A 22,491-nucleotide genomic window follows, 5' to 3' on the forward strand; every position below is an offset into this window, starting at 1 on the left:
CGTTGACCTCCTCACGGTACACCCTTACCTTTTCGGCGTTCGTCATGTCAGATGACGTTCGATATGTCGAGCCCGCTCGTCCTTCGTCCTCCCCCACGAGAGGCAACCGCATGAGCCGCGCCGCCGACCCGCCCGGACCGCCCCCGCCTCCCGCCCGCCGACTCCTGCTGAAAGGCGCCCTGGCCGCGGGCGCCGTCGCCGCCACCACGCCCGCGACGGCACACGCCGCCCCCGCCGCACGCCCGAAGGCGGCCCCGTACGTGAACCCGCTCGTCCGCAACCGCGCCGACCCGCACATCACCCGCCACACCGACGGCTTCTACTACTTCACCGCCACCGCCCCCGAGTACGACCGGATCGTCCTGCGCCGCTCCCGCACGCTGAACGGCCTCTCCGGCGCCGCCGAGTCCGTCATCTGGCGGGCGCACCCCACCGGCGACATGGGCGCCCACATCTGGGCGCCGGAGATGCACCGGGCCGGCGGCAGGTGGTACGTCTACTTCGCCGCCGCGCCCGCCGAGGACGTGTGGGCCATCCGCATCTGGGTGCTGGAGAACGCCCACCCCGACCCCTTCAGGGGCCGCTGGGTCGAGAAGGGCCGGATCAGGACCGCCTGGGAGACCTTCTCCCTGGACGCCACCACGTTCACCCACCGCGGCACCCGCTACCTGGCCTGGGCCCAGCACGAACCCGGGACGGACAACAACACGGCCGTCTGGCTCTCCGAGATGGCGAACCCCTGGACGCTGACGGGCCCTCAGGTGCGGCTCACCACACCCGAGTACGGCTGGGAGCGCATCGGCTTCGCCGTCAACGAGGGGCCGTACGTCCTCAAGCGCAACGGGCGGCTGTTCATGACCTACTCGGCCAGTGCCACCGACGCCAACTACTGCGTGGGCCTGCTGACCGCCGACGAGGACAGTGACCTCATGGACCCGGCGCACTGGTCCAAGTCGCCCGTCCCCGTCCTCGCGAGCAACGACACGACCGGGCAGTACGGACCCGGCCACAACTGCTTCACCGTCGCCGAGGACGGCCGTACCGACGTGCTCGTGTACCACGCCCGCCCGTACAAGGAGATCGACGGCGATCCGCTGCACGATCCCAACCGGCACACCCGCGTCCAGAAGCTCGGCTGGCACGCCGACGGCACCCCCGACTTCGGCGTCCCCGTGGCCGACACGGCGACGGGGGAGGGGATCTGACATGGGACGCGCGTACAGGCCGGCCGGCCGGGCCGTCCTCACGGCTGCCGTGGCCCTGGGCGTCGGCCTGACGGCCGTACCGGCCCAGGGCCACCAGCACGGGCGGAGCCCGGTCCAGGGCATCGAGCACTGCGCCGCCACCGCCTGCCACTTCGCGCTGCCGCCCGGTACGTACGACGTACGGGTCACCCTCGGCGGCGACGACGCGTCCAGCACCGCCGTGGGCGGAGAGACCCGGCGCGCCCTGCTCCCCGAGACCGCGGTACCGGCCGGGGAACGGACCGTCCGCGGCTTCACCGTCAACGTCCGCACCCCCGAGGGCGAGCCCCTCGGCCCCGGGGGCACACCCGGCCTGGACCTTACCGTCGGCGGGGCGGCGCCCGCGCTCGCCGGGATCCGGGTCACCCCGGCACGGCACGCCCGGCAGATCCTCCTGATCGGTGACTCCACCGTCTGCGACCAGCCCGGAGACCCGTACTCCGGCTGGGGCCGGCGACTGCCCCAGTACCTGCGCAAGGGGCTGTCCGTCGCCAACTACGCCGATTCCGGGGAGAGTACGGTCAGCTATCTCGGGAACCCGCTCCTCTGGGACACCGTCAGGCCACTGATCCGGCACGGCGACCTCACGCTGGACAACGACACGGCACTGCTGGTCAACGGGCTCGGCGTCGACCACCCGGCCGTCATCCGCTCCGTCGCGGCCGACCGGGACGTCCCGCTGATCGACCTCACGGCACGGACCAAGGCGCTGGTGGAGTCCTTCGGCGTGGAGGGCTCCAAGGCGCTCTACCTGTACGACGAGAAACGGGACAACACGCACACCTCCGTGCACGGCGCGACCCTCTACGCGGACCTGGTCCGCGAGGAACTCGTCGACCTGCGTCTGGTGCCGGAGGGCGGAGTCAGGGTGGGATGAACCCCTGGGGCGTTCCGACCGGAACCGGGGCGCCCCAGGTCCCTGCCTCCCCGCGGGGCACGGACACTTCGGCCGCCACCGAAGCGTCACGCTCCTAGCGTTTCCCCATGACCGAGAGCACGCAGACCCCCACCCCCGCCGCGGCCGGCACCGGCATGGCCGACCACGTCCTCGCCCTGGCCGCCGGCCGGCCCCGCTGGAACGGCGAACCCGTGCACGCCGACGACCGCGTCCACACCCCGCACAAGGCGATCCGCCGCGTCGCCGACCACCTGATCGACCACCTCGCGGAGCCGGCTGCACGCCTCGCCGGTCAGGAGTCCGTCCACTACGCCGACGCCGTGGGAGACCTGTCATGACCGCCTTCGCCGAGCTCCACCACGCGGACGAACCCCTGCTGCTGCCGAACGCCTGGGACCACGCCTCCGCCCTCCTGCTGGCCGCGCACGGCTTCCGCGCCGTCGGCACCACGAGCCTGGGCGTCGCCGCGGCGGCCGGACTGCCGGACGGCGCCGCGGCCACCCGGGAAGAGACGCTGCGGCTCGCGCTCACCCTCGGCTCGGCCCCTCTCCTGCTGTCCGTGGACGCGGAGGGCGGCTTCAGCGACGATCCGGACCGGGTGGCCGAGTTCGCCCGGGAGCTGTACGCGCTGGGCGCGGCCGGCATCAACCTGGAGGACGGACTCGGACCCGCCGGCCGGCACGCCGCGAAGATCGCCGCCGTCCGCGCGGCGGCCCCGGGCCTCTTCGTCAACGCCCGCACGGACACGTACTGGCGGGGCGACGGCGACCCGGAGGACACCCTGGCCCGCGCCCGGGCCTACCGCGACGCCGGCGCCCACGGCGTCTTCGTCCCCGGCCTCACCGACCCGCGCGCCATCGCCACCCTGGTCCGCGGCCTGGACGGCCTGCCCCTCAACGTCCTCTACTCGCCCACCGGGCCGTCCGTTCCCCACCTCACCGACCTCGGCGTCCGCCGCGTCAGCCTGGGCTCGCTCCTGTACCGCCGGGCGCTCGGCGCGGCGGTGGAGACGGCGGCCGGGATCCGCTCGGGCCACGGAGTGCCGGAGGGCACGACACCCTCGTACGAGCGGATCAGCGCCCTGAGCGGAGTCAACCCCCCTGCCGACGGGGCCAGTTCCGCAGGGTGACGTCCAGGGCCTCGATCGCCCGGTCCCAGGACGCCTCGAGGTCGCGGGGTGCGCCGAAGGCGCCGGAGGACTCCAGGGCGCAGTAGCCGTGAAGGGTGCTGCGCAGCAGGCGGACGGCGTCGGTGAGGTCGGGTTCGTCCAGGCCGTAGGCGCGGAGCAGACCGTAGGTGACCTCGGCGGTGCGGCGCATCGCCGGGGAGTCGGTGGCGAGGGACCGGTCCAGGCGGATCTGGGTCGCCGCGTAGCGGCCGGGGTGGGTGAGGGCGTACGCGCGGTAGGCGCCGGCGAACGCGGCCAGCGCCTCCTTGCCGGTCCGGCCGGCGACCGCCGCCGCGATCCGGTCGATCATCTCGCCGCCCGCGAGCAGTGCCATCCTCACGCGCAGGTCGTGCAGGCCGCGGACATGGGCGTACAGGCTCGCGTCCTTGACGTTGAATCGGCGGGCCAGCGCGGACAGGGTGACGTTCTCGTAGCCCGCCTCGTCGGCGAGATCGGCGGCGGCCGCGACGAGACGTCCGGCGGTCAGTCCGGCGCGGGGAATGGAGACCTCCGAGGGGCGCCTGAGGGGTCCGGGAAGCGCCCAGCCTACCCAGCGGGCGGGGCGAGCCGCCGTGTGCGGGGCACATCACGCTCACCCGTCGGTCGTTCCACGTTCACGCGTTGCCCTGATCCTCCTCGGGCGGCGTGGTCGCGCCGCGCCACCGAGGAGGCACTTCATGGGTCACGGGCACCATCACCACCACCACGGGCACGACCACCGGCACGAGACGACGGCGCCCCTGCCCGCCGCCTTCGACACCTCCGTGCCGGACGAGGCGCTGAGCCCCGAGCAGAAGTCCCGCCGCACGCTGCTGCGCCGGGCCGGGCTGCTCGGCGCGGGGCTCACGGCCGGCACCGTGCTGTCCACCGGCGCCGGTGCGGCCACTCCCGCGCACGCGGCGGGCGACAGCCGCCGCGGCAGGGGCAGGGGCTTCCTGTGGCTCGCGGGCGACCACCACATCCACACCCAGTACAGCAGCGACGGCAAGTACCGCGTCGTCGACCAGGTCCGCCAGGGTGCCAAGCACGGCATGGACTGGCTGGTCATCACCGACCACGGCAGCGCGACCCACGCCAGGATCGGCGTCGAGAAGGTCAACCCGGACATCAGGGAGGCGCGAAGCGCCCACCGGGACACCCTCGTCTTCCAGGGCCTGGAGTGGAACATCCCGGCCGCCGAGCACGGCACCGTCTTCGTCCACCCCGGCCGCCACGAGGTCTCCGTCCTCAAGCAGTTCGAGACCGACTACGACGGCAGCGTCAAGGGTGCCTCCGACTCCACCCCCGCCAACGAGGCCCTCGCCGTCGCCGGCCTCGACTTCCTGGCCGAGCAGGTCGCACGGCGCAAGGTCCAGGACGCGCTGATGCTCGCCAACCACCCGGCGCGGCGCGGTGTGGACTCCCCGCACGAGATCCGCGCCTGGCGCGACGCGACCGGCACCGGAGACCGGCAGATCGCCGTCGGCTTCGAGGGCGCCCCCGGCCACCAGGCCGCCGGCCTGCCGAAGCCGCTCGGCATGGGCCGGGCCCGCGGCATCTACGACAACAACCCCGGCGCCAACTCCTTCCCCGGCTACCCGCTGGAGAGCTACCGCACCTGGGGCGGCTTCGACTGGATGACCGCCACCGTCGGCGGCCTGTGGGACAGCCTCCTCGCCGAGGGCCGCCCCTGGTGGATCACCGCCAACTCCGACTCCCACCAGGTGTACGCCGACACCGCCGCACGCGGCACCGGCGGCGACTTCACCACCGACGGCCGGTACCCCGACCCCGTCTACGGCGGGCAGATCGACGTCAACCAGGGCGACTACTGGCCCGGCCAGTACAGCCGCACGCACGTCGGCGCCGACGGCTTCTCCTACGCCGCCGTCATGGACGGCATCCGGGCCGGCCGCATCTGGGTCGACCACGGCCGGCTCATCAGCGGCCTCGACGTCCGGGTCGCCGGCGGCAGCCGCTGGGCCACGCTCGGCGGGGCCCTGCACGTCCGCAAGGGCACCAGGGTGACGCTCACCGCCGACATCGCGCTCGCCGGCGGCCCCAACTGGGCCGGCTTCACACCGAGGCTCGCCCGCGTCGACGTCATCCAGGGCGACGTGACAGGACCGGTCGCCGACCAGGACACGTTCACCGCGCCCACGGCGAAGGTCGCCCGGTCGTACGACATCGGCAAGCAGGCCGGCACCGTCCGCGTCACCTTCGACCTCGGCCGTGTCGACCGCCCGCTCTACGTCCGGCTGCGCGGCACCGACGGCAACCGGTCCGCCGTCGGCGCGATGGGCGCCGGGGCCGACCCGGCGGGCCCCGCCCTCGATGTCGTGGGTGACGCCGACCCGTGGCGCGACCTGTGGTTCTACAGCAACCCGGTGTGGGTCCTGCCGTCGTGACGCCGTACGCCCTCACCGTGGACGCGGGCACCGGGGACCTGCCCGACGCCGACCACCTGCTGCACCGGATGGCGGCCGGACTCGCCCTCCCCGAGGACGTGTTCGGCTGCACCCACCTGGTACGCGGCGGCCGTCCGCGCGTCGTCGTGTCCCTGTCCCTGCCCTCGCGGCCGCTCCCGGAGACCCTCCGGGAGCGGCTCGCGGGGTACGGCACCGTCTCCCCGGGGCTGCCCGACGCGGGGGGACGCGCCGTGCTCTACCCGGGCGCCTTCGCTCTCACCGGCACGATGACCGTCGCGGAGCTGCTCGCCGGCTCCGCGATCGCCCGCGTGAGGGTCCTGGGCACGCCCGAACCCCCGGATCCGCGGACGCGCGTGGTGACCCGGGACCACGTGCGGCCGCAGTGGCAGCGGGACGAACTGGTCCTCGCCGCCACCCCGGCCCCGGGCGGCACGCTCGTGCCGTTCGAGGTCCCGGACCCCACGCCCTGCTGCGCCGGCCACTGAGCCCGTCAGTCACGCGGCTGCGAGAAGACGAACGAGAACTCCGCGGGCTCCGGCCACAGGTAGTACCGGGGGAGCGGGCCCGGGCCGCAGGACTGCGAGCCGATGCCGTGCTGACGGTGGTCCAGGTTGACCCAGACCGTGCCGTCGGGCGTGAGGTCGGTGAGGTGACGGGCGGCGTCCAGGTGTTCGGTGGTCCAGGGCCTGGCCGTGAACCAGAACACCGGATCGCCGTCGACCCTCAGGCCGCCGATCTCCGCCCGGCGCACGTCACCGCGGGCGCCGTTCTCCTGCGGGCGCACGTAGGGCGTCTGGAGGTCCCGCACGCTCGCGTCCCACAGCAGGTCCCTGGACGCGGTCCGGGTGTCGGGATACGACTCGCTCCCGCCGCCGAACCAGCGGACGGGGTCCTCGGGGGTGCCCTCCAGCCCGAAGCGGATGCCGAGCCGGGGCAGCGGCACCCGCCAGTCGCCCTCCGGCACGACCGAGACGGTCAGCCGCACGCGCGTGCCGTCGGACGTCCAGCGGTACGCCGTCCGCAGCCCGGCCTCCCGGCCGGCGGGCGCCACCCGGGTCCGCACGGTCAGCGCGTCGTCGTCCGTCCCGACGGAATCCAGGCGGTGCCGCATGCGGTGCAGACCCAGCTCGCGCCACAGCGGTCCGTACCGGGCGTCCGGCTGCCACGGCGCGCCGTCGTCGTTGTCGGTGGTCGCCCGCCACACGTCCAGGCGCAGACCGTGCACCGGCACACCGGCGAGGGTGAGCGGCGCGCCCGTGCGGGCGTCGAAGACCGCCGGACCCAGGGTGATCCGGTCCCCGTCGAGGACGGGGCGCACCCCGGCCGCCGCGGGCAGCGGGGCGCGGCGGGCGACCGTTCGCTGTGCCCACGCCACCTCGTGGCCCTTGCCGGCCCAGGGCGTGTCCTCGGCGAGCAGCGCCCGCACCGTCCACTGCACCTCCCCGCCCCCGCCCTCCGGGGCCTCGGGCAGCGCGACCTCCGCCGACTCCCCGGGGTCGAGCGGCGGCACGATGAGCGGACGCGCCCCCAACGGCACGCCGTCCACCTGGTGGAAGACGGCGAACTCCAGATGGGACAGGTCCGCGAAGTCGTACCGGTTGGTCAGCCGTACGGTGCCGTCCGCCGCGCCCGCCTCGATCCGGACCGGCTCGATCACCTTCTTGTACTCGGTCAGTCCCGGTGAGGGCGTGCGGTCCGGGAACAGCAGGCCGTCGCAGACGAAGTTGCCGTCGTGCAGTTCCTCCCCGAAGTCGCCGCCGTAGGCGTAGCCCAGGTCCGGGTGCTCGACGCCGTGGTCGATCCACTCCCAGACGAAGCCGCCCTGGAGCCGGTCGTAGGTCTCGAACAGCTCCTGGTACTCGGCCAGTCCGCCGGGACCGTTGCCCATGGCGTGCGCGTACTCGCAGAGGATCAGCGGCAGCCTGCGCCCGCGGTGGGTGCCGCCGTCCAGGCCCTTGGCGATCCGCTCCACCTCGGCGTGCGGCGGATACATCCGCGAGTACACATCCGTGTCACGGCAGCCCTGGTCGCCCTCGTAGTGCAGCAGACGTGAGGGGTCCCGGTCGCGGATCCATTCGGCCATGGCGGTCAGTCCGCGTCCGGTGCCCGCCTCGTTGCCGAGGGACCACATCACCACCGACGGGTGGTTCTTGTCCCGCTCGACCATGCGGGCGGCCCGGTCGAGCAGGGCGGGGGTCCAGCGGTCGTCGTCGACGGGGTTGTCCCGCCAGTCCTGCTCGACGAAGCCGTGGGTCTCCAGGTCGCACTCGTCGACGACCCACAGCCCGTACTCGTCGCACAGGTCGAGGAAGGCCGGGTGCGGTGGATAGTGCGAGGTGCGGACGGCGTTGACGTTGTGCCGCTTCATCAGCAGCACGTCCTCGCGCATGGTGCCGAGGTCCAGCGCGCGGCCGGTGCGCGGGTGCCACTCGTGCCGGTTGACGCCCTTGAGGAGCAGCGGCGTTCCGTTGACCTTGATCACGCCGTCGTCCAGGGCGACCGTACGGAAGCCGACGCGCAGCGGGACGCGTTCGCCCGCCGTCGCCAGTACGCCGTCGTACAGCCGGGGTGTCTCCGCCGTCCACGGCTGGACCGGGAGCGTCACCGGCTCGCCGGCCGCGACGTCGACGCCCAGTTCCGGCACGGTCACCCGGCCCCCGGCGCCGGAGTCGACGCGCAGGGTGCCCTCACCGGTGACGTGGTCGTAGGAGGCGTGCACGAAGAAGTCGCCGGCGGCGCCCGCGGGGCGGTGCAGCAGGGTCACGTCGCGGAAGATGCCGGGCAGCCACCACTGGTCCTGGTCCTCCAGGTACGACCCGGCCGACCACTGGTGGACGCGCACGGCGAGGACGTTCCCCGTCGGCTTCAGCAACCGTCCCACCGCGAACTCGTGCGGCAGGCGGGAGCCCTTGAACTCCCCGACGTCCGTGCCGTTCAGCCACACCCGGGCACAGGACTCGACGCCGTCGAAGCGGAGCACGGCGTCGCCCCCGGCGGGCCAGCCGTCCGGCAGGTCGAAGACGCGCAGGTGGTCGCCGGTCGGGTTCTCGTCCGGGACGTGCGGCGGGTCGACGGGGAAGGGGTACAGGTGGTTGGTGTAGACCGGCGCGCCGTGGCCCTGGAGCACCCAGTGGCCCGGCACGGTCACCTCCGGCCAGTCACCGGCGTCGTACCCGGGCGCGGCGAAGGCGTCGTCCTCGGCGTCCGCGGCCTGGGACACCCGCAGGCGCCATGTGCCGTTCAGTGACAGGGACGCCGCGTCGGAGGACGCGTACCAGGCGCGCGGGGGCAGGGTCCCGCGGCCGGGGGAGACGTCCTCGACATAGCCGGTGGAGCCGTTCGCCGGGGTGCGCAATGACATGGATCTCCTAGTCGTGGGTCGTTCGTGCTGACGAACGTGCCGTTTCCGGGCCGGAGTCATCGGCGGACGCCGGGCGCGCGGGTCCTGGTGCCCCTGCCGGCCGACTGCAACGCCCCCTCCAGCGCGAACGTCGCCGCCCCCAGACACACCGGATCGGTCGGGATCGGGGAGAGGACGATCCGGGTGGCGGCCAGCGGGCGGCGCAGCGCGTGCCGGGTGACCGCCGCGCGCACCTCCTCGAGCAGCGGCTCGCCGAACGCGGCCGCGACCCAGCTGCTGAGCACGACCACCTCCGGATTGAACAGGTTGACCAGATCGGCGACACCGGCGCCGAGACAGCGGGCGGTGTGCCGGAGGACCGCCGTCGCCACCGGATCGCCCGCGCGCACCCCCCGGGCGAGGGCGTCGATGGTGGCCGTCTGGTCCCCGGGATGCAGCAGCGGGCTGTCCGGGCTCAGTTCCCGCAGGTTCAGCATGATCCCGGGCGCGCCCGTGTACGCCTCCACACAGCCGCGGTCGCCGCAGTGGCACGGGCGGCCGTCCAGGACGAGCGTGGTGTGGCCCCACTCGCCGGCGCTGTTGCTCACCCCCCGGTGCACCCCGCCGCCCAGAATCAGTCCGGCGCCCACCCCGGTCCCCAGGTTGACCACCACCGCGTCACCGTGCCCGCGCGCCGCCCCGGACCACAGCTCGGCCACCGCGCAGGCCCGCAGCGGATTGTCCAGATACAGCGGGTGGGCGATGTGGCCGGCGAGCAGATCGAGCAGCGGCACGTCGTGCCAGTCGAAGTTCGGCGCGTACTCGCAGACACCGGTGTCCCGGTCCACCTGGCCCGGGACGCTCACCCCGGCCCCGAGCACCCGCGCGCCCTCCGCCCCGGCCCGCGCCACCACCGATCCGACCGCCGTCGCCACGTGCCGCACGACCTGCTCGGGCCGGCTGTCCGCGGGGCGCATCCCCTCCTCGGCCCGGGCCAGCACGTTCAGTGCGAGGTCGAACAGTTCGACCCGGACGTAGGTCTCGGCCAGGTCCACCCCGATCAGCGTGCCGCCGGACGCGTTGACGGCCACCAGGCCCCGGGGGCGGCCTCCGGCCGAGTCCTCGAAGCCGACCTCGGTGATCAGGCCGAGGTCGAGCAGCTCGCCGACCAGGGTGGCGACGGTGGCGAGACTCAGCCCGGTGGCGGCCGCCAGCTCCTGCCGGGAGGTGGGCGACGCGGCGATGATCTGGCGCAGCACCTGAAAGCGGTTGGCCGTGCGGATGTCCCGTGATGTGCGCTTCACCGTCAGCTGCCCCCATTGCCTGCCGGGCCGGGCCGACCGGGCACCGGCGCGCGGCAAGGCTACGCAGGAGGACCGGCGTTCGACAAGGGGTTGGGAAAAGGGCTGGACGAAGTCCGGGCGAGGCCGCCCGGGGGTTCCACCGGCGGGTGGGGGTCAGCCCGCGAGCACGTCCCGTACGAAGGCGTTGGTGAACGTGCCCGCCGGGTCCAGGTCACGGACGAGGGCCCGGAAGTCGTGCAGGCGCGGGTAGCGGGCGTGCAGCTCCGCCGCCGGCGTGGTGAACACCTTCCCCCAGTGCGGACGCGTGTCGAACGGCGCCAGCGCCTCCTCCACCCGCCGCACCACGGGCAGTACCGTCCGGGTGTCCTCGATCCACGTGAAGTGGACGGCCACCGTGTCCCGGTCGTAGGAAGGGCTGAGCCACTGGTCGTCCGCGGCGACGGTGCGCACCTCGCAGGTCTGCAGCACGGGCGCGACCGCATCCCGGACCTCGTCCAGCGCGCGCAGCACCGCCACGGCCGACCTGCGCGGCACCAGGTACTCCGACTGGAGCTCCGCGCCGCTGCTCGGGGTGAACTCCGCCCGGAAGTGCGGCAGCCGCTCGTGCCAGGGCCCCGGCACCCCGAACTGCTCGGTGCAGTTCACCCCCGGCATCCCGGGCACCGGGTGCATCTTCTCGGTCGCCGGAGCGGCCCAGGGGAAGTCCGGCAGCGGCTGGTCGGTGCGCCGTTTCACCCACACCTGCCGGAAGCCCGGCGACCGCCAGTCGGTGAACAGGCTCACGCTGTACGCCGACGCCATGACCTTCTCGAACGTGCCGGCGTCCAGCCCCTCCAGCGGCAACTCGGTGAACACGCGCTGCTCCACCTCGAAGGCCGGTTCCAGGTCCAGGACGAGCGTGACGACGACACCGAGCGCCCCCAGCGAGGTGACCGCCCCGCCGAACCGCTCGTCGCCGCGCTCGACGGTCACCGTCGAGCCGTCCGCCGTGACCAGCTCCACCGCGCGCACGGACGACGAGAGCGGGCCGTTGCCCACCCCCGAGCCGTGCGTGCCGGTGGCGACCGAGCCGGCCACCGAGATGTGCGGGAGCGACGCCATGTTCGCCAGCGCCAGCCCGTGCCGGTGCACCTCCCGGGCCAGTTCCGCGTAGCGCACCCCGCCCCCGACCCGTACCGTCCGGGCCGCCGTGTCCACGTCGATCCGCGGGGGCAGCCCGCCGAGGGAGAGCAGGACGCCGTCCTCGCCGGCCTCGGCGATCTCGTTGAAGGAGTGCCCGCTGCCGAGCGCCCGCACCCGGGGGCTCTCCGCGACCAGCGCGCGCAGCGCGTCCAGGGTGCGCGGGCGGTGCAGCTCCTTGGCGGCGTACGTGATGTTGCCCGCCCAGTTGGTCACGCTCTCGGTCATCCCTCGTCCTTCCGGCCACCGGGGCCGAAACGGGCCCTCGCCGGAACCTACCTCGGGAGTGGCCCACGCCACGTGGGGGGACCCGGCAGCCCGGATGTCCGACCGGGGGCATACCGTGAGGAGTCGTACGTCCGAACCGGGAGGAGAACACGGGATGGGCAGCCGTACCGCGCTGGTCGAGGATCTGATGGAGCGGTTCCCGCACGTGCCGCGCGAGGCCGTCTTCAAGGAGGACCTGCTGCGCGGCGGTGTGGCCTTCGACCCGTCCGCGCTCAGTGACAACGAGAGCGGAGAGGTCAAACCGAAGTCCTACTTCATCTTCTCCTTCGACCACGGCACCCTGCCCGAGCTGGGCGAGGCCGCGCTGCGGCGGCCGCCGGAGGAGATCATCCTCACGGGTGGTCCGTACGACCTGCGCCGCACGGTGGTGTCGGTCCGCGTGAACCCGGCCTCCCCCTACCGCGTCGCCGCCGACGAGCACGGCGTGCTCGGCCTCTACCTCGACGGCAGGCGGATCTCGGACGTCGGGGTGCCGCCCATGCCCGAGTACTACCGGCACACCCTGTCCAACGGGAAGTCGGTCATGGAGGTCGCCCCCACCATCCAGTGGGGCTACCTGATCTACCTGACCGTCTTCCGGGTCTGCCAGTACTTCGGCGCCAAGGAGGAGTGCCAGTACTGCGACATCAACCACAACTGGCGCCAGCACAAGGCGGCCGGCCGGCCCTACACCGGGGTGAAGGACGTCGAGGAGGTCCTCGAGGCCCTGGAGATCATCGACCGGTACGACACGGCGAAGGCCTCCACCGCCTACACCCTCACCGGCGGCGCCATCACCAAGACGGTCTCCGGGCGTGACGAGGCCGACTTCTACGGCCACTACGCCAAGGCCATCGAGGAGCGCTTCCCCGGCCGCTGGATCGGCAAGGTCGTCGCCCAGGCGCTGCCCAAGGACGACGTGCGGCGCTTCAAGGACTACGGCGTGCAGATCTACCACCCCAACTACGAGGTGTGGGACGAGTACCTGTTCAAGATGTACTGCCCCGGCAAGGAGCGCTACGTCGGCCGCGACGAGTGGCACCGGCGGATCCTCGACTCGGCCGAGATCTTCGGCGCGCGCAACGTGATCCCCAACTTCGTCGCGGGCGTCGAGATGGCCGAGCCGTTCGGCTTCAAGACCGTCGACGAGGCGATCGAGTCCACCACCGAGGGCCTGCGCTTCTTCATGTCGCACGGCATCACGCCCCGCTTCACCACCTGGTGCCCGGAGCCGACCACCCCGCTCGGCAAGGCCAACCCGCAGGGAGCGCCGCTGGAGTACCACATCCGGCTGCTCCAGGCGTACCGCCGGACCATGGAGGACTTCGGCCTGTCCTCGCCCCCCGGGTACGGTCCTCCCGGACCCGGCCAGGCGGTGTTCTCCGTCAGCTCCTTCATGGACAGCCTCCCCGCGCAGGAGCCCGCCGGGACGGTCTGAGGGACACCGGGACGGAGGACGGGGAAGGCCGGAACCGAGACGTTCCGGCCTTCCTTGCGTATTGTCACCGCGAGGGGTCGCGGCGCCGCCACAGAAAGTGAAGACGGCGCTTGTCAGTTGTGTCGAGTACGTGAAAAGCTCGGCCACTGCCGCGAGGTTTCCCCCAACTCCAGGCCCGTTATGGCGAGTTGACCTCGCATGTGATGCAGGAGTCTCATGCCCGACCTGCCGAGCCCCCAGGACGCCACCGAGGCGGCGCTGTTCTCCGAGTGCTGGGACGCGGTGCTCTCGTACGCCGACCTGTGCACGGCGGGATCCACCGCCGCCGCCGAACTGGCCCGCGAGGCCTTCGCGCAGGGCATAGGAGAACTGCGCGCGGCCGAGACGGGTGCCGCGCGGGGCACCGGCCGCCGTTCGTCCCGGCTGCCCCGGATACCCCTGCTGCTGACCGCGGTTCGCAGCACCGCGGCCGCCTGGGAGGAAGCGGGACGAGGACACAAGCTCGACCCCGACCTCCGGCTGTGGCTCCACTCCGACCAGGCCGCCCGCTACACCGGCCCGCCGCTGCAACGCCCGGTAGCCGTGCGCGGACTGCGCGATCTGCAGCAGGCGGACGCCGAACTGCTCTGGCTGGCCGAGGCGGAGGCCCTGCCGCTGCCCCTGGTGGCCCGCCGGCTCGGCCTCGACCCCGCCACCGCGGCCGACGAACTCGCCCAGGTGAGCCGCCTGTTCCGGGACCGCTGTCACCGCAACCACCTCGACTCCCCGATGGACGCCGAGTGCCGCAGCTACGCCCGGCTCCTCGACGCCGTCACCCGCTCGCCCGCCGCGGACACCCCCGACGACCTCTCCCGGCACCTCGCCACCTGCCACCCGTGCGCCGAGGCCGCCGCCTGCCTGCGCCTGCACGGCGGGGGACTGCCCGGGGCGCTGGCCGGCGGAGTGATCGGCTGGGGCGGCCTCGCCTATCTGGAACGCCGCCGCCGCGCCGCCGAGGTGCGGCTCGGCGCCGGACGCCCGGACCGGGCCGACGCGGACACCGACGACGCGGCGCACGGGCCCGGCCGCGACCACGTCGCCCGGAACGCGCTGCTCGTCGCCGCCGTACTCGTCTCCGCGCTCGCCCTCGCGGTCTCGCTGATGCCGTTCGGAGACACGGCCGAGGAACGCGCCGCACGGCCCGACGCCGACCGTCAGCCCGTGGCCGACCCCGGGCCCTCCTTGCCGTCCGCCCCCACGGTCTCCGCCGACGACGCCTCCCCGCGCTCCCCGGCTCCGGCGAAACCGTCCGCCCAGGACACCCCCGGCGGCACACCCGACCGGAAGAACCCCGACCCGGAACCGCAGGGCACCTCCTCCGCGACGGCCGCGCCCGGGATCACCGGCCGCGGCGCGCCCGCCGCCTGCCGGGTCGACTACGACCTGGTCAACCAGTGGCCCGACGGCTTCCAGGCCACCGTCACCGTCACCACGCGGGAGCCGCTCGACTCCTGGCGCGTCGGCTTCACCTTCGAGGACGGCCAGCAGGTCACCCAGATGTGGGACGCCTCGGTGCGCCAGGACGGCTCCCATGTCGCCGCCACCGCCGCCGACTACAACAGGACGGTCGCCGCGGGCGGGAAACTCGCCTTCGGCTTCCTCGCCTCCTGGCGCGGCACCAACGCCCCGCCGTCCGGCTTCACGCTCAACGGCCGGACCTGCGTGCACAGCTAGCCGGGGCACCCGGTGCGGAAGCGGCGTCTGCCGCGCGGCGCCCGTCCGACCGGCCCGCACCCTCGCCGCACCGTCCGACAACCCGGTTGCGCGCCTGGCGCCGGAGCTTCCGGGGCGAACGGTCCGAGGGCACACACGGGACGCCCTGTGGCCGTCCTCCGGGCGGTGACGCCACTTCCGCACCAGGCCCTGGCGCGGCGGGCGGCCGGGCACGCCGCCCCGGTCGGTCCGCCGGCACCGGACCCCCGCGGAGGGCGACCGGCCGCGATGCGGCACGGCCGGCGGGGACCGTGCGGTGACCGGTCCGGCCGGGCATGCCGCCCCGGTCACCGCACGGTCCCTGTCAGGGCATGCCGCCCTGTGAGAGGTAACCCAGCTGCGGGAAGGCCACGGCCGGCATCGCGTGGTGCCGATCGGGGGCCGGGGCGTGCGGCGGGGCGGCGGCCCGGGGCCGGTTCGGTGGGTGCATGCCGAAGAGCGAGCCGGCGGCGGCCGCCATGTCGGCGGCGAGGCCGGCCGACTCCCGCGCCGGCACCCCGAGCCGGCGCAGGGCCCCGGCGAACACGTCCTCCACCACCTCCAGTCTCCGGGGCAGACCTGCCGCGCCGGCCGCTTCACCGCGCGGCCGGGCGGACAGCGCGGTGAGGATCTCCTCCGCCCTGTACCGCACGCCACCGAGGCCGTCCCAGCCGGACGGCAGCCGCGCGGCCGGGGGAGCGGCGCCCCCGGTCACCGGCGGCAGCAGCCGGAGGGCATCGCGTATCCGGTGGTCCAGCGCGCAGTACCAGCCGGTCAGGGCGCCGTGCAGCTCGGCGTGCAGACCGTCGAGGAACACGAGCAGTCCCGCCGCGCCGTCGACGGGTTCGCCGTACCGCAGCCGCGGCGCACCGCCGTGCTCCCCGGGACCGCTCAGATGTTCCCGGAGGGCGCCCAGAGCATGGGCCACGGCGTCGGCCGCGGCCCGGCAGGCGTGATCCGTGGGCATGCGCTCTCACGGCTCCCTCGGGTCGGCCGCGCCCGGGCCGGAATCCGGCCGGCCGGGCTCCGGCTCCGCCGCCAGGGCGAGGAACTCGGCCAGATGGATCGCTCTCGCACGGGAGCGGACACGGCGCAGCCCTTGCTCGAGCTGGCGCAGACAGCCCGGATTCAGCGCCACGACGTAGTCCACGTCCGCCGTCTCCACCTCCGTCAGCTTCGGGTCCAGCACCTTTCTGCTGTCCGCCGGCCGGAGCAGCGCGTAGGTTCCGGCCGCTCCGCAGCACTGTCCCGCGCCGGGGAGTTCGACGTAGTCGGCGACCTCGGCGATCAGCTCACGGGGCGGGCGGGTCACTCCCAGACCGTTGCGCAGATGGCAGGAGTCCTGGAGGGCGGCCCGGGCCCTGCGGCCGTCGACCGTGACCTGGCCGGCCGGCCGGTGCTCTCGCTCGTCGAGGTACTCGCTCAGCTCCCGCACCCGGTCGCGGCCGAGGTGGTGCGCGAGGTGTGCGGCGCAGCCCCCCGCCGTGGTGAGGATGGTGCCCGGCAGTTGCCCGCCGAGCGTGCGGGCGAGCTTCTCGCCGGTGGCCGAGTCACCGTTGTGCGCGTGCAGCGCGCCGCAGCAGCCCTGCGAGGCCGGCACGTCGACCTCGGGGCACAGCCGGCGCACGGCTCGCGAGACCTGCGGGTAGAGGCCCCGTTCCACGCAGCCCAGCATCAGGGACACGGGCTGCTCCGGCGCCTTCGGCGGGTGGGACGGCGCCGGGGTGGCATCGCGCGGCCCGGCCTTCCCGCCCGGACCGCGGGCGTGGCGCCGCACCAGCCCCTGGAGGCGCAACAGCCCCGGCCGGGAGACCAGCATCATCAGGACCCGGGCGATCCACGGCCGGTCACGGCCGCCCCACTGGTGGTCGCGCCACTGCTCCAGCAACTGCCCGTACTCCACGCCCGCCGGGCACACCGTCTCGCAGGCACGGCAGCCCAGGCAGAAGGAGGACTCCTCGGTAAGCGTGGGATCGTCGGGAGCGAGGTCCCCGGTCTCCAGGGCCCGCATCAGTGTGATGCGCCCGCGCGGGGACGAGGTCTCCTCGCCGGTGAGGGCGTACGTGGGACAGGAGGGGAGACAGAATCCGCACGAGATGCAGCGGTCCAGCAGTTCCTTGTCGAAGATCCCGAGGCCCGGCGTACCGGCCGCGGGGGCGGGCCCGGGGGCCCCTCCGGCGCATCCGGCGCCGGAGGAGCCGCAGGGGCTCGAGTGGTCCACGGAGTCGTGGTCGGTCATGATCCGAGCTTTCCGGGGTTGAGGATGCCTGCGGGATCGAAGGCCTTCTTGATGCGACGCAACAGGGCGACCTGGTCGTCCCCGAGCCGGTCGGCCAGGTACGGCAACTTGGCCGCCCCCACGCCGTGTTCGCCGGTGATGGTGCCGTCCAGCCGGATCGCGGCGGCGAAGATCTCGGCGAACGCCTTGTGGGCGCGGTCGGCGCCCTCGCCGTCGTCGGGGTCCAGCACACAGGTCGGGTGCAGATTGCCGTCCCCCGCATGGCCGAAGGTGGCGATCCGCAGGTCGTACCGGTCGGCGATGGCGTCGATGCGGTCGACCATCTCGGCCATGCGGTGCCGGGGCACGGTGGCGTCCTCGAGGATCGTCAGCGAACCCAGCCGGGACAGCGCCGGCAGGGAACAGCGTCGGGCGGCGAGGAGGGCGTCCGCGCGGGCCACGCTCTCCGCCAGCGTGACCTCCAGCGCACCGTTCTCGTGGCAGACGTCCCCGATCCCGGCCAGGTTCCCGGCGACGTTCGCCGCCGAGCCGTCGTCGCCGAACAGCAGCAGCGCGCCGGCGTCCCCCCGCAGGCCGAGGCCGGCGAACTCCTCGACCGCGTCGATGCACTTGCGGTCGAGGAACTCGAGGGTCGCCGGGACGATACCGGAGGCGATGACCGCCGCCACCGCGCGGGAGGCTGCGGCGAGGCTGTCGAAGTAGGCCACTCCCGTACCGGTCTCGGCGGGTGCCGGGAGCAGCGCCACCGTGGCCTCGGTGATCACCGCCAGGGTGCCCTCGGAGCCGGTGAGCAGCCGGGTCAGGTCGTAACCGGCGACGTCCTTCCACAGTCTGCCGCCGGTGCGGATGACCTCGCCGGTGGGCAGGACGGCCTCGAGTCCGAGGACGTAGTTGCGGGTGACGCCGTACTTCAGTCCGCGCAGCCCCCCGGCGCACGTCGCCACGTTGCCGCCGATGGTCGAGACGGTCCTGCTGCCCGGGTCGGGGGCGTAGAGGAGCCCCTTCTCCGCCGCGGCGTCCGCCAGCGTGGCGGTGGACACCCCGGTCTGCGCGCGGGCCAGCAGTTCCTCGGAGCTGACCTCGAGCAGCTGGTTCAGCCGGGTCAGGACCAGGACGATGCCGCCGGTCAGCGGCACGGTGCCCGCGCACAGGTTGGAGCCCGCGCCCCGCGGCACCACGGGGACGCCGCGGGCGGTGGCGTAGCGCAGTACCGCCGCGACCTCCTCGGTGCTGCCGGGCAGCACCACGGCCTGCGGCCGGGAGTGGAAGAGCGAGGTGGCGTCGCGGGCGTACGCGGCGAGGGCGCCGGGGTCGCTCCGCACGTGGTCCTTCCCCACGATGGAGGCCAGGTCCCCGGCCAGGCCGGTGCCGGCGGGCATCAGCGCACCACCATCCAGTCCAGGACCGGGGTCGACTGGAGGTAGACCAGCGCGCAGACCGCGACGAGCATGCCGAGGCCCCAGCCGACGACCTTGCGGAAGAGTTCGCCCTCGCGGCCCTCGAGGCCGACGACCGCCGCGGCGATGGCGAGGTTCTGCGGGGAGATCATCTTGCCGAGCACACCGCCGGTGGTGTTGGCCGCGCCGAGCAGGTAGGCGGAGATCCCGGTCTTCTCGGCCGCGGTGACCTGGAGCATGCCGAAGAGGGAGTTGGAGGAGGTGTCGGAGCCGGTGACGGCCACACCGAGCCAGCCGACCACGGGGGAGAGCAGGGCGAACGCGGCGCCGGTCTGCGCGAGGAACAGGCCGAGGGTGACGGTCTGACCGGACAGGTTCATCACATAGGCCAGGGCGAGCACCGACATCACGGTGACGATCGTCCACCGGAACTGCCGGACCGTGTCGACGTAGGCGCCCGCGGTCCGCCGGCCGCCGATGCCGTACAGAACGGCGGTGAGCAGTCCGGCCAGCAGCAGGACGGTCCCGCCGGCGTTGAAGATGTTGAGGTTGTACGTCAGGGAGGACAGCGGCTCGCCCTGGGCGTTGACGACATCCAGGCCGGGCCAGGTGAACTTCCAGCCGGAGTGGGCCTCCAGCCAGGTCTTGACGGGTCCGGCGGTGGCCACGGAGAAGAGCGCCACGACGATCAGGTACGGGGCGAAGGCCTTGAGGGCGGAGCCCTCGCCGGTCCGCCGGCGCCGCGCGACCGCGTCCGAACGCTCGTCGGCGGTGGAGCCGCCGGCGATGACCGGGGTCTGCGCCTGCGCGGCCAGCACCTCCTTCGGCTGCCAGACGCGCAGCATGCCCACGACGGCCAGGGCGCCGGCGAAGGCGGCCACGATGTCGGCGATCTCGTACGAGATGTAGTTGGCGCTGACGAACTGAGCGGCGGCGAAGGCGAATCCGGCGACGAGGGCGATCGGCCAGGTCTGCTTCACACCGCGCCTGCCGTCCACCATGAAGACCAGGACCAGCGGTACGAACAGGGCGAGCAGCGGGGTCTGGCGTCCGACCATCGCGCCGAGGTCGGCCGCGTCCATGCCGGTGATCTTGCCGAGGGTAGTGATCGGGACCGCGATGGCACCGAAGGCGACCGGGGCGGTGTTGGCGACGAGGGAGACTGCGGCGGCCTTCATCGGTCTCAGCCCGACCGCCATCAGCATCACGGAGGAGACGGCGACCGGGGTGCCGAAACCGGCGAGCGCCTCGAGCAGTGCGCCGAAACAGAATGCGATGATCACGGCCTGGACCCGCTGGTCGCCGGAGAGCGACCCGAATGCCCTGCGGAGCACCGCGTCCCAGCCGGTGATCTCGGTCATCTTGTAGATCCACAGCGCGTTCAGCACGATGAAAATGATCGGGAACAGGCCGAACGCGGCTCCTTCACTCGCGGCCAGTGCCGCCTGCCCGACGGGCATCGAGTAGGCGAGGACCGCCACTCCCAGCGCGACCGCCAGGGACACCAGCGACGCCTTCCACGCCTTCCAGCGCAGTCCCCCCAGCAGGACGAAGAGCGTGACCAGGGGAAGCGCGGCGAACAGCGCACTCCATCCGAGAGACCCCCAGACGGGGTCGAAAACCTGTTGGTAAGCAGCCATGACGCGTCCTTGCCTCATGTCCGGAAACGGACGTGATCCCCGTCACTCCTCCGTGCAGGGTTGGTCGATTGTCAGACAACCGCACATGTCTGTCAATGAGTCGCGTACATCCGCGTGCGACAATGACGGCGGTCCCTTCGGAGGTATTCATGGCTCAGGACGCCGCCATCCGGCTGTCCACCGTCTCGGTCGTCGAGGCCCTCGCCGCGTCCCTGCGCGACCGGGTGCTCGACGGGCAGCTGACACCCGGTACGGCCATAGCCGAGACCGAGATCGCGACCGGCTACGGCGTCTCGCGGCCCACCGCCCGCAGTGCCGTGACCATGCTGGTCCATGAGGGGCTCCTGCACCGCCACGCCAACAAGTCGGCCTACGTGCCCCACCTCACCCGCGCCGACGTCGACGATCTGTTCCTCGTCCGTACGCCGCTCGAGACGCAGGTCGTCCGCGTCCTCGTCGAGCGCGACGCGGTACCGGTGACCGCGGCCGAGCGGGCCATCGCGGATCTCGGCCGGCTGGGACCCGAGGCGCCGCACAGCGCCTTCGTCGAATCGGACCTGCGCTTCCACCAGTCACTCGTGGACGCGATCGGCAGCCCCCGGCTCAGCCGCATCTACCGGGGCATCAAGGGCGAGATGCACCTGTGCATGGTGCAGACCCGGCACACCCTGGGGCGCGAACGCATCGTCGCCGAGCACGGCGCGGTACTTCAGGCACTGCGGGCCGGCGACGCAACGGAGGCGATTCGGCGTATGGAGGACCACCTGGACGGTGCGCACACCTCGTTGCAGCGGATCTTCGAGGCCGGCGAGTCCGCATAGCCGTGGGGAGCGCCGGGAGGCGCCGTGCCGTGTGCCGGCGGCCCGTGGACGAAAAACCGATGGCACGCGGGCGACGGAACCCCTAGTGTGTGTCCCCGGTGTTCGGTGACCGGGGTCGCCGGCCGTCGATGGTGCCGATCCGGGTGAGTAGTGGGAGGTGTTGACCGATGACTGTCGTTGCGCTGGGCGCTGCCCGCATTCGCGAATCCGTCACGTCCACCTCCGTGGCCACCGGCTGACCTCACCTTCTCCGCCCGCGTACGTACCTGCGTACGCGCGGCCGCCGGGGCCACCCACCTGAAGGGTCACCCCCCTTGAGTTCCCTCTCTCCTGCCACTTCCTCCGCGCTCGCCCCGTACGGCTGGGACGACGCCTGGGCGGACGAGTTCGCCCCCCACGACGCGGACGGGCTGCTGCCCGGGCGCGTCATCCGGGTCGACCGAGGCCAGTGCGACGTCGTCACCGCCGGCGGGATCCTGCGCGCCGACACCGCCTTCGTCACCCCGCACGACCCCCTGCGGGTGGTGTGCACGGGCGACTGGGTCGCCGTCGAACCCGGCGGGAACCCCCGCTACGTCCGCGCGTACCTGCCGCGCCGCACCGCCTTCGTGCGCTCCACCTCCTCCAAGCGGTCCGAGGGGCAGATCCTCGCCGCCAACGTCGACCACGTCGTGGTCGCCGTCTCGCTCGCCGTCGAACTCGACCTGGCCCGGATCGAGCGCTTCCTGGCGCTCGCCTGGGAGTCCGGGGCACAGCCCGTGGTCGTGCTCACCAAGGCCGACCTCGTGCCGGACGCCGTGACCAGGGCGCACCTCGTCCAGGACGTGGAGACCAGCGCACCGGGCGTGCCGGTGCTCACCGTCAGCGCGGTCGACGGGGACGGACTCGACGTCCTCACCGCGCTGGTCTCCGGCGGTACGTCGGTGCTGCTCGGCCAGTCCGGCGCAGGCAAGTCCACCCTGGCCAACGCGCTCCTCGGCGAGGACGTCATGGACGTACGGGCCACCCGGGACGTCGACGGCAAGGGCCGCCACACCACGACCACCCGCAACCTGCTGGCGCTGCCCGGCGGGGGAGTCCTCATCGACACACCGGGGCTGCGGGGCGTCGGCCTGTGGGACGCAGGAACCGGCGTCGGCCAGGTGTTCTCCGAGATCGAGGAACTCGCCGAGGGCTGCCGGTTCCACGACTGCGCCCACGAGAGCGAGCCGGGCTGCGCCGTCCTCGCAGCCGTCGAGACCGGTGAGCTGCCGCAGCGCCGCCTGGAGAGCTACCGCAAGCTGCTCCGGGAGAACCAGTACATCGTCGCCAAGACCGACGCGCGCCTGCGCGCGGAGATCCGCAAGGACTGGAAGCGCAAGGGCGCGATCGGCAGGGCCGCGATGGAGGCCAAGCGGGGCCGCCTGCGTTAGCGCAC

At 73.3% G+C, this 22,491-nt stretch carries 18 protein-coding genes; 10 read left to right on the plus strand and 8 right to left on the minus strand.

Translation table 11 applies throughout. The features are described from left to right. Window positions 1-110 precede the first annotated feature (110 nt). From F1615_RS01945 to F1615_RS01960, 4 genes are all read left to right on the plus strand, one after another. Window positions 111-1,205, plus strand: coding sequence for a glycoside hydrolase family 43 protein (locus F1615_RS01945; protein WP_149547069.1), 1,095 nt, complete (start codon window positions 111-113; stop codon window positions 1,203-1,205). A gap of 1 nt (window position 1,206) precedes the next feature. Continuing rightward, window positions 1,207-2,121, plus strand: a complete 915-nt coding sequence (locus F1615_RS01950) for a carbohydrate esterase (RefSeq protein ID WP_149547070.1) — start codon at window positions 1,207-1,209, stop codon at window positions 2,119-2,121. A gap of 107 nt (window positions 2,122-2,228) precedes the next feature. Then, window positions 2,229-2,480 (plus strand): hypothetical protein, encoded by a 252-nt coding sequence (locus F1615_RS01955; protein ID WP_149547071.1) that lies wholly within the window; start codon window positions 2,229-2,231, stop codon window positions 2,478-2,480. Continuing rightward, the gene (locus F1615_RS01960) at window positions 2,477-3,271 is read left to right on the plus strand and encodes an isocitrate lyase/PEP mutase family protein (protein WP_149547072.1); all 795 of its coding nucleotides are present in this window, start codon (window positions 2,477-2,479) and stop codon (window positions 3,269-3,271) included. Before F1615_RS01955 ends, F1615_RS01960 begins: the two co-directional genes overlap by 4 nt. Here F1615_RS01960 and F1615_RS01965 read toward each other — a convergent pair. Then, the gene (locus F1615_RS01965; protein WP_149547073.1) at window positions 3,234-3,812 is read right to left on the minus strand and encodes a TetR/AcrR family transcriptional regulator; all 579 of its coding nucleotides are present in this window, start codon (window positions 3,810-3,812) and stop codon (window positions 3,234-3,236) included. The genes F1615_RS01960 and F1615_RS01965 overlap by 38 nt on opposite strands. A 175-nt stretch (window positions 3,813-3,987) precedes the next feature. Between F1615_RS01965 and F1615_RS01970 the strand changes: the two genes are divergently transcribed. After that, the gene (locus F1615_RS01970) at window positions 3,988-5,697 is read left to right on the plus strand and encodes a PHP domain-containing protein (protein ID WP_149547074.1); all 1,710 of its coding nucleotides are present in this window, start codon (window positions 3,988-3,990) and stop codon (window positions 5,695-5,697) included. Then, entirely contained in the window at window positions 5,679-6,203 is a 525-nt protein-coding gene (locus tag F1615_RS01975) for a hypothetical protein (RefSeq protein WP_244328607.1), read from the plus strand. Before F1615_RS01970 ends, F1615_RS01975 begins: the two co-directional genes overlap by 19 nt. 5 nt (window positions 6,204-6,208) lie before the next feature. Here the strand turns inward: F1615_RS01975 and F1615_RS01980 are convergent, their stop codons facing one another. The 3 genes from F1615_RS01980 to F1615_RS01990 form a co-directional block, all read right to left on the minus strand. Then, window positions 6,209-9,079, minus strand: a complete 2,871-nt coding sequence (locus tag F1615_RS01980) for a glycoside hydrolase family 2 TIM barrel-domain containing protein (protein WP_149547075.1) — start codon at window positions 9,077-9,079, stop codon at window positions 6,209-6,211. Between the two features lie 56 nt (window positions 9,080-9,135). Then, complete coding sequence (locus F1615_RS01985; protein ID WP_149547076.1) at window positions 9,136-10,362, minus strand: ROK family transcriptional regulator; 1,227 nt, start codon at window positions 10,360-10,362, stop codon at window positions 9,136-9,138. A gap of 153 nt (window positions 10,363-10,515) precedes the next feature. Further along, window positions 10,516-11,769, minus strand: coding sequence for a D-arabinono-1,4-lactone oxidase (locus tag F1615_RS01990; RefSeq protein ID WP_149547077.1), 1,254 nt, complete (start codon window positions 11,767-11,769; stop codon window positions 10,516-10,518). A 154-nt stretch (window positions 11,770-11,923) separates the two neighbouring features. Here F1615_RS01990 and F1615_RS01995 point away from each other — a divergent pair, with 154 nt between their 5' ends. Next, entirely contained in the window at window positions 11,924-13,246 is a 1,323-nt protein-coding gene (locus tag F1615_RS01995; RefSeq protein ID WP_149547078.1) for a radical SAM protein, read from the plus strand. A 216-nt stretch (window positions 13,247-13,462) separates the two neighbouring features. Then, a complete protein-coding gene (locus F1615_RS02000) occupies window positions 13,463-14,959 on the plus strand; it encodes a cellulose-binding domain-containing protein (protein WP_149547079.1) in 1,497 nt (498 codons plus the stop codon). Between the two features lie 343 nt (window positions 14,960-15,302). Here F1615_RS02000 and F1615_RS02005 read toward each other — a convergent pair whose 3' ends face one another. The 4 genes from F1615_RS02005 to F1615_RS02020 are packed head-to-tail and all read right to left on the minus strand — an operon-like array spanning window position 15,303 to window position 20,253. Then, window positions 15,303-15,944, minus strand: a complete 642-nt coding sequence (locus F1615_RS02005; RefSeq protein ID WP_149547080.1) for a hypothetical protein — start codon at window positions 15,942-15,944, stop codon at window positions 15,303-15,305. A 6-nt stretch (window positions 15,945-15,950) separates the two neighbouring features. Then, complete coding sequence (locus F1615_RS02010) at window positions 15,951-17,216, minus strand: (Fe-S)-binding protein (protein ID WP_149547081.1); 1,266 nt, start codon at window positions 17,214-17,216, stop codon at window positions 15,951-15,953. Further along, window positions 17,213-18,595: an FAD-binding oxidoreductase gene (locus tag F1615_RS02015; protein ID WP_149547082.1), complete on the minus strand. Its 1,383-nt coding sequence runs from the start codon at window positions 18,593-18,595 to the stop codon at window positions 17,213-17,215. Before F1615_RS02015 ends, F1615_RS02010 begins: the two co-directional genes overlap by 4 nt. Further along, entirely contained in the window at window positions 18,595-20,253 is a 1,659-nt protein-coding gene (locus F1615_RS02020; RefSeq protein ID WP_149547083.1) for an L-lactate permease, read from the minus strand. Before F1615_RS02020 ends, F1615_RS02015 begins: the two co-directional genes overlap by 1 nt. 149 nt (window positions 20,254-20,402) lie before the next feature. Between F1615_RS02020 and F1615_RS02025 the strand changes: the two genes are divergently transcribed. After that, on the plus strand, window positions 20,403-21,074 hold the full coding sequence (locus F1615_RS02025; protein ID WP_149547084.1) for a GntR family transcriptional regulator: 672 nt from the start codon (window positions 20,403-20,405) through the stop codon (window positions 21,072-21,074). Between the two features lie 314 nt (window positions 21,075-21,388). After that, window positions 21,389-22,486, plus strand: coding sequence for a ribosome small subunit-dependent GTPase A (rsgA, locus tag F1615_RS02030; protein ID WP_149547085.1), 1,098 nt, complete (start codon window positions 21,389-21,391; stop codon window positions 22,484-22,486). The last annotated feature ends 5 nt before the right edge of the window (window positions 22,487-22,491 follow it).

The organism is Streptomyces marokkonensis, from assembly GCF_008312835.1.
GTDB classification, from domain to species: domain Bacteria; phylum Actinomycetota; class Actinomycetes; order Streptomycetales; family Streptomycetaceae; genus Streptomyces; species Streptomyces marokkonensis_A.

Excerpts from the sequence above, each read along its gene's own strand:
- F1615_RS01945 (WP_149547069.1), top strand. The coding sequence starts at position 111 with ATGAGCCGCGCCGCCGACCCGCCCGGACCGCCCCCGCCTCCCGCCCGC.
- F1615_RS01950 (WP_149547070.1), top strand. The coding sequence starts at position 1,207 with ATGGGACGCGCGTACAGGCCGGCCGGCCGGGCCGTCCTCACGGCTGCC.
- F1615_RS01955 (WP_149547071.1), top strand. The coding sequence starts at position 2,229 with ATGACCGAGAGCACGCAGACCCCCACCCCCGCCGCGGCCGGCACCGGC.
- F1615_RS01960 (WP_149547072.1), top strand. The coding sequence starts at position 2,477 with ATGACCGCCTTCGCCGAGCTCCACCACGCGGACGAACCCCTGCTGCTG.
- F1615_RS01970 (WP_149547074.1), top strand. The coding sequence starts at position 3,988 with ATGGGTCACGGGCACCATCACCACCACCACGGGCACGACCACCGGCAC.
- F1615_RS01980 (WP_149547075.1), bottom strand. The coding sequence starts at position 9,079 with ATGTCATTGCGCACCCCGGCGAACGGCTCCACCGGCTATGTCGAGGAC.
- F1615_RS01990 (WP_149547077.1), bottom strand. The coding sequence starts at position 11,769 with ATGACCGAGAGCGTGACCAACTGGGCGGGCAACATCACGTACGCCGCC.
- F1615_RS01995 (WP_149547078.1), top strand. The coding sequence starts at position 11,924 with ATGGGCAGCCGTACCGCGCTGGTCGAGGATCTGATGGAGCGGTTCCCG.
- F1615_RS02000 (WP_149547079.1), top strand. The coding sequence starts at position 13,463 with ATGCCCGACCTGCCGAGCCCCCAGGACGCCACCGAGGCGGCGCTGTTC.
- F1615_RS02005 (WP_149547080.1), bottom strand. The coding sequence starts at position 15,944 with ATGCCCACGGATCACGCCTGCCGGGCCGCGGCCGACGCCGTGGCCCAT.
- F1615_RS02010 (WP_149547081.1), bottom strand. The coding sequence starts at position 17,216 with ATGACCGACCACGACTCCGTGGACCACTCGAGCCCCTGCGGCTCCTCC.
- F1615_RS02015 (WP_149547082.1), bottom strand. The coding sequence starts at position 18,595 with ATGCCCGCCGGCACCGGCCTGGCCGGGGACCTGGCCTCCATCGTGGGG.
- F1615_RS02020 (WP_149547083.1), bottom strand. The coding sequence starts at position 20,253 with ATGGCTGCTTACCAACAGGTTTTCGACCCCGTCTGGGGGTCTCTCGGA.
- F1615_RS02025 (WP_149547084.1), top strand. The coding sequence starts at position 20,403 with ATGGCTCAGGACGCCGCCATCCGGCTGTCCACCGTCTCGGTCGTCGAG.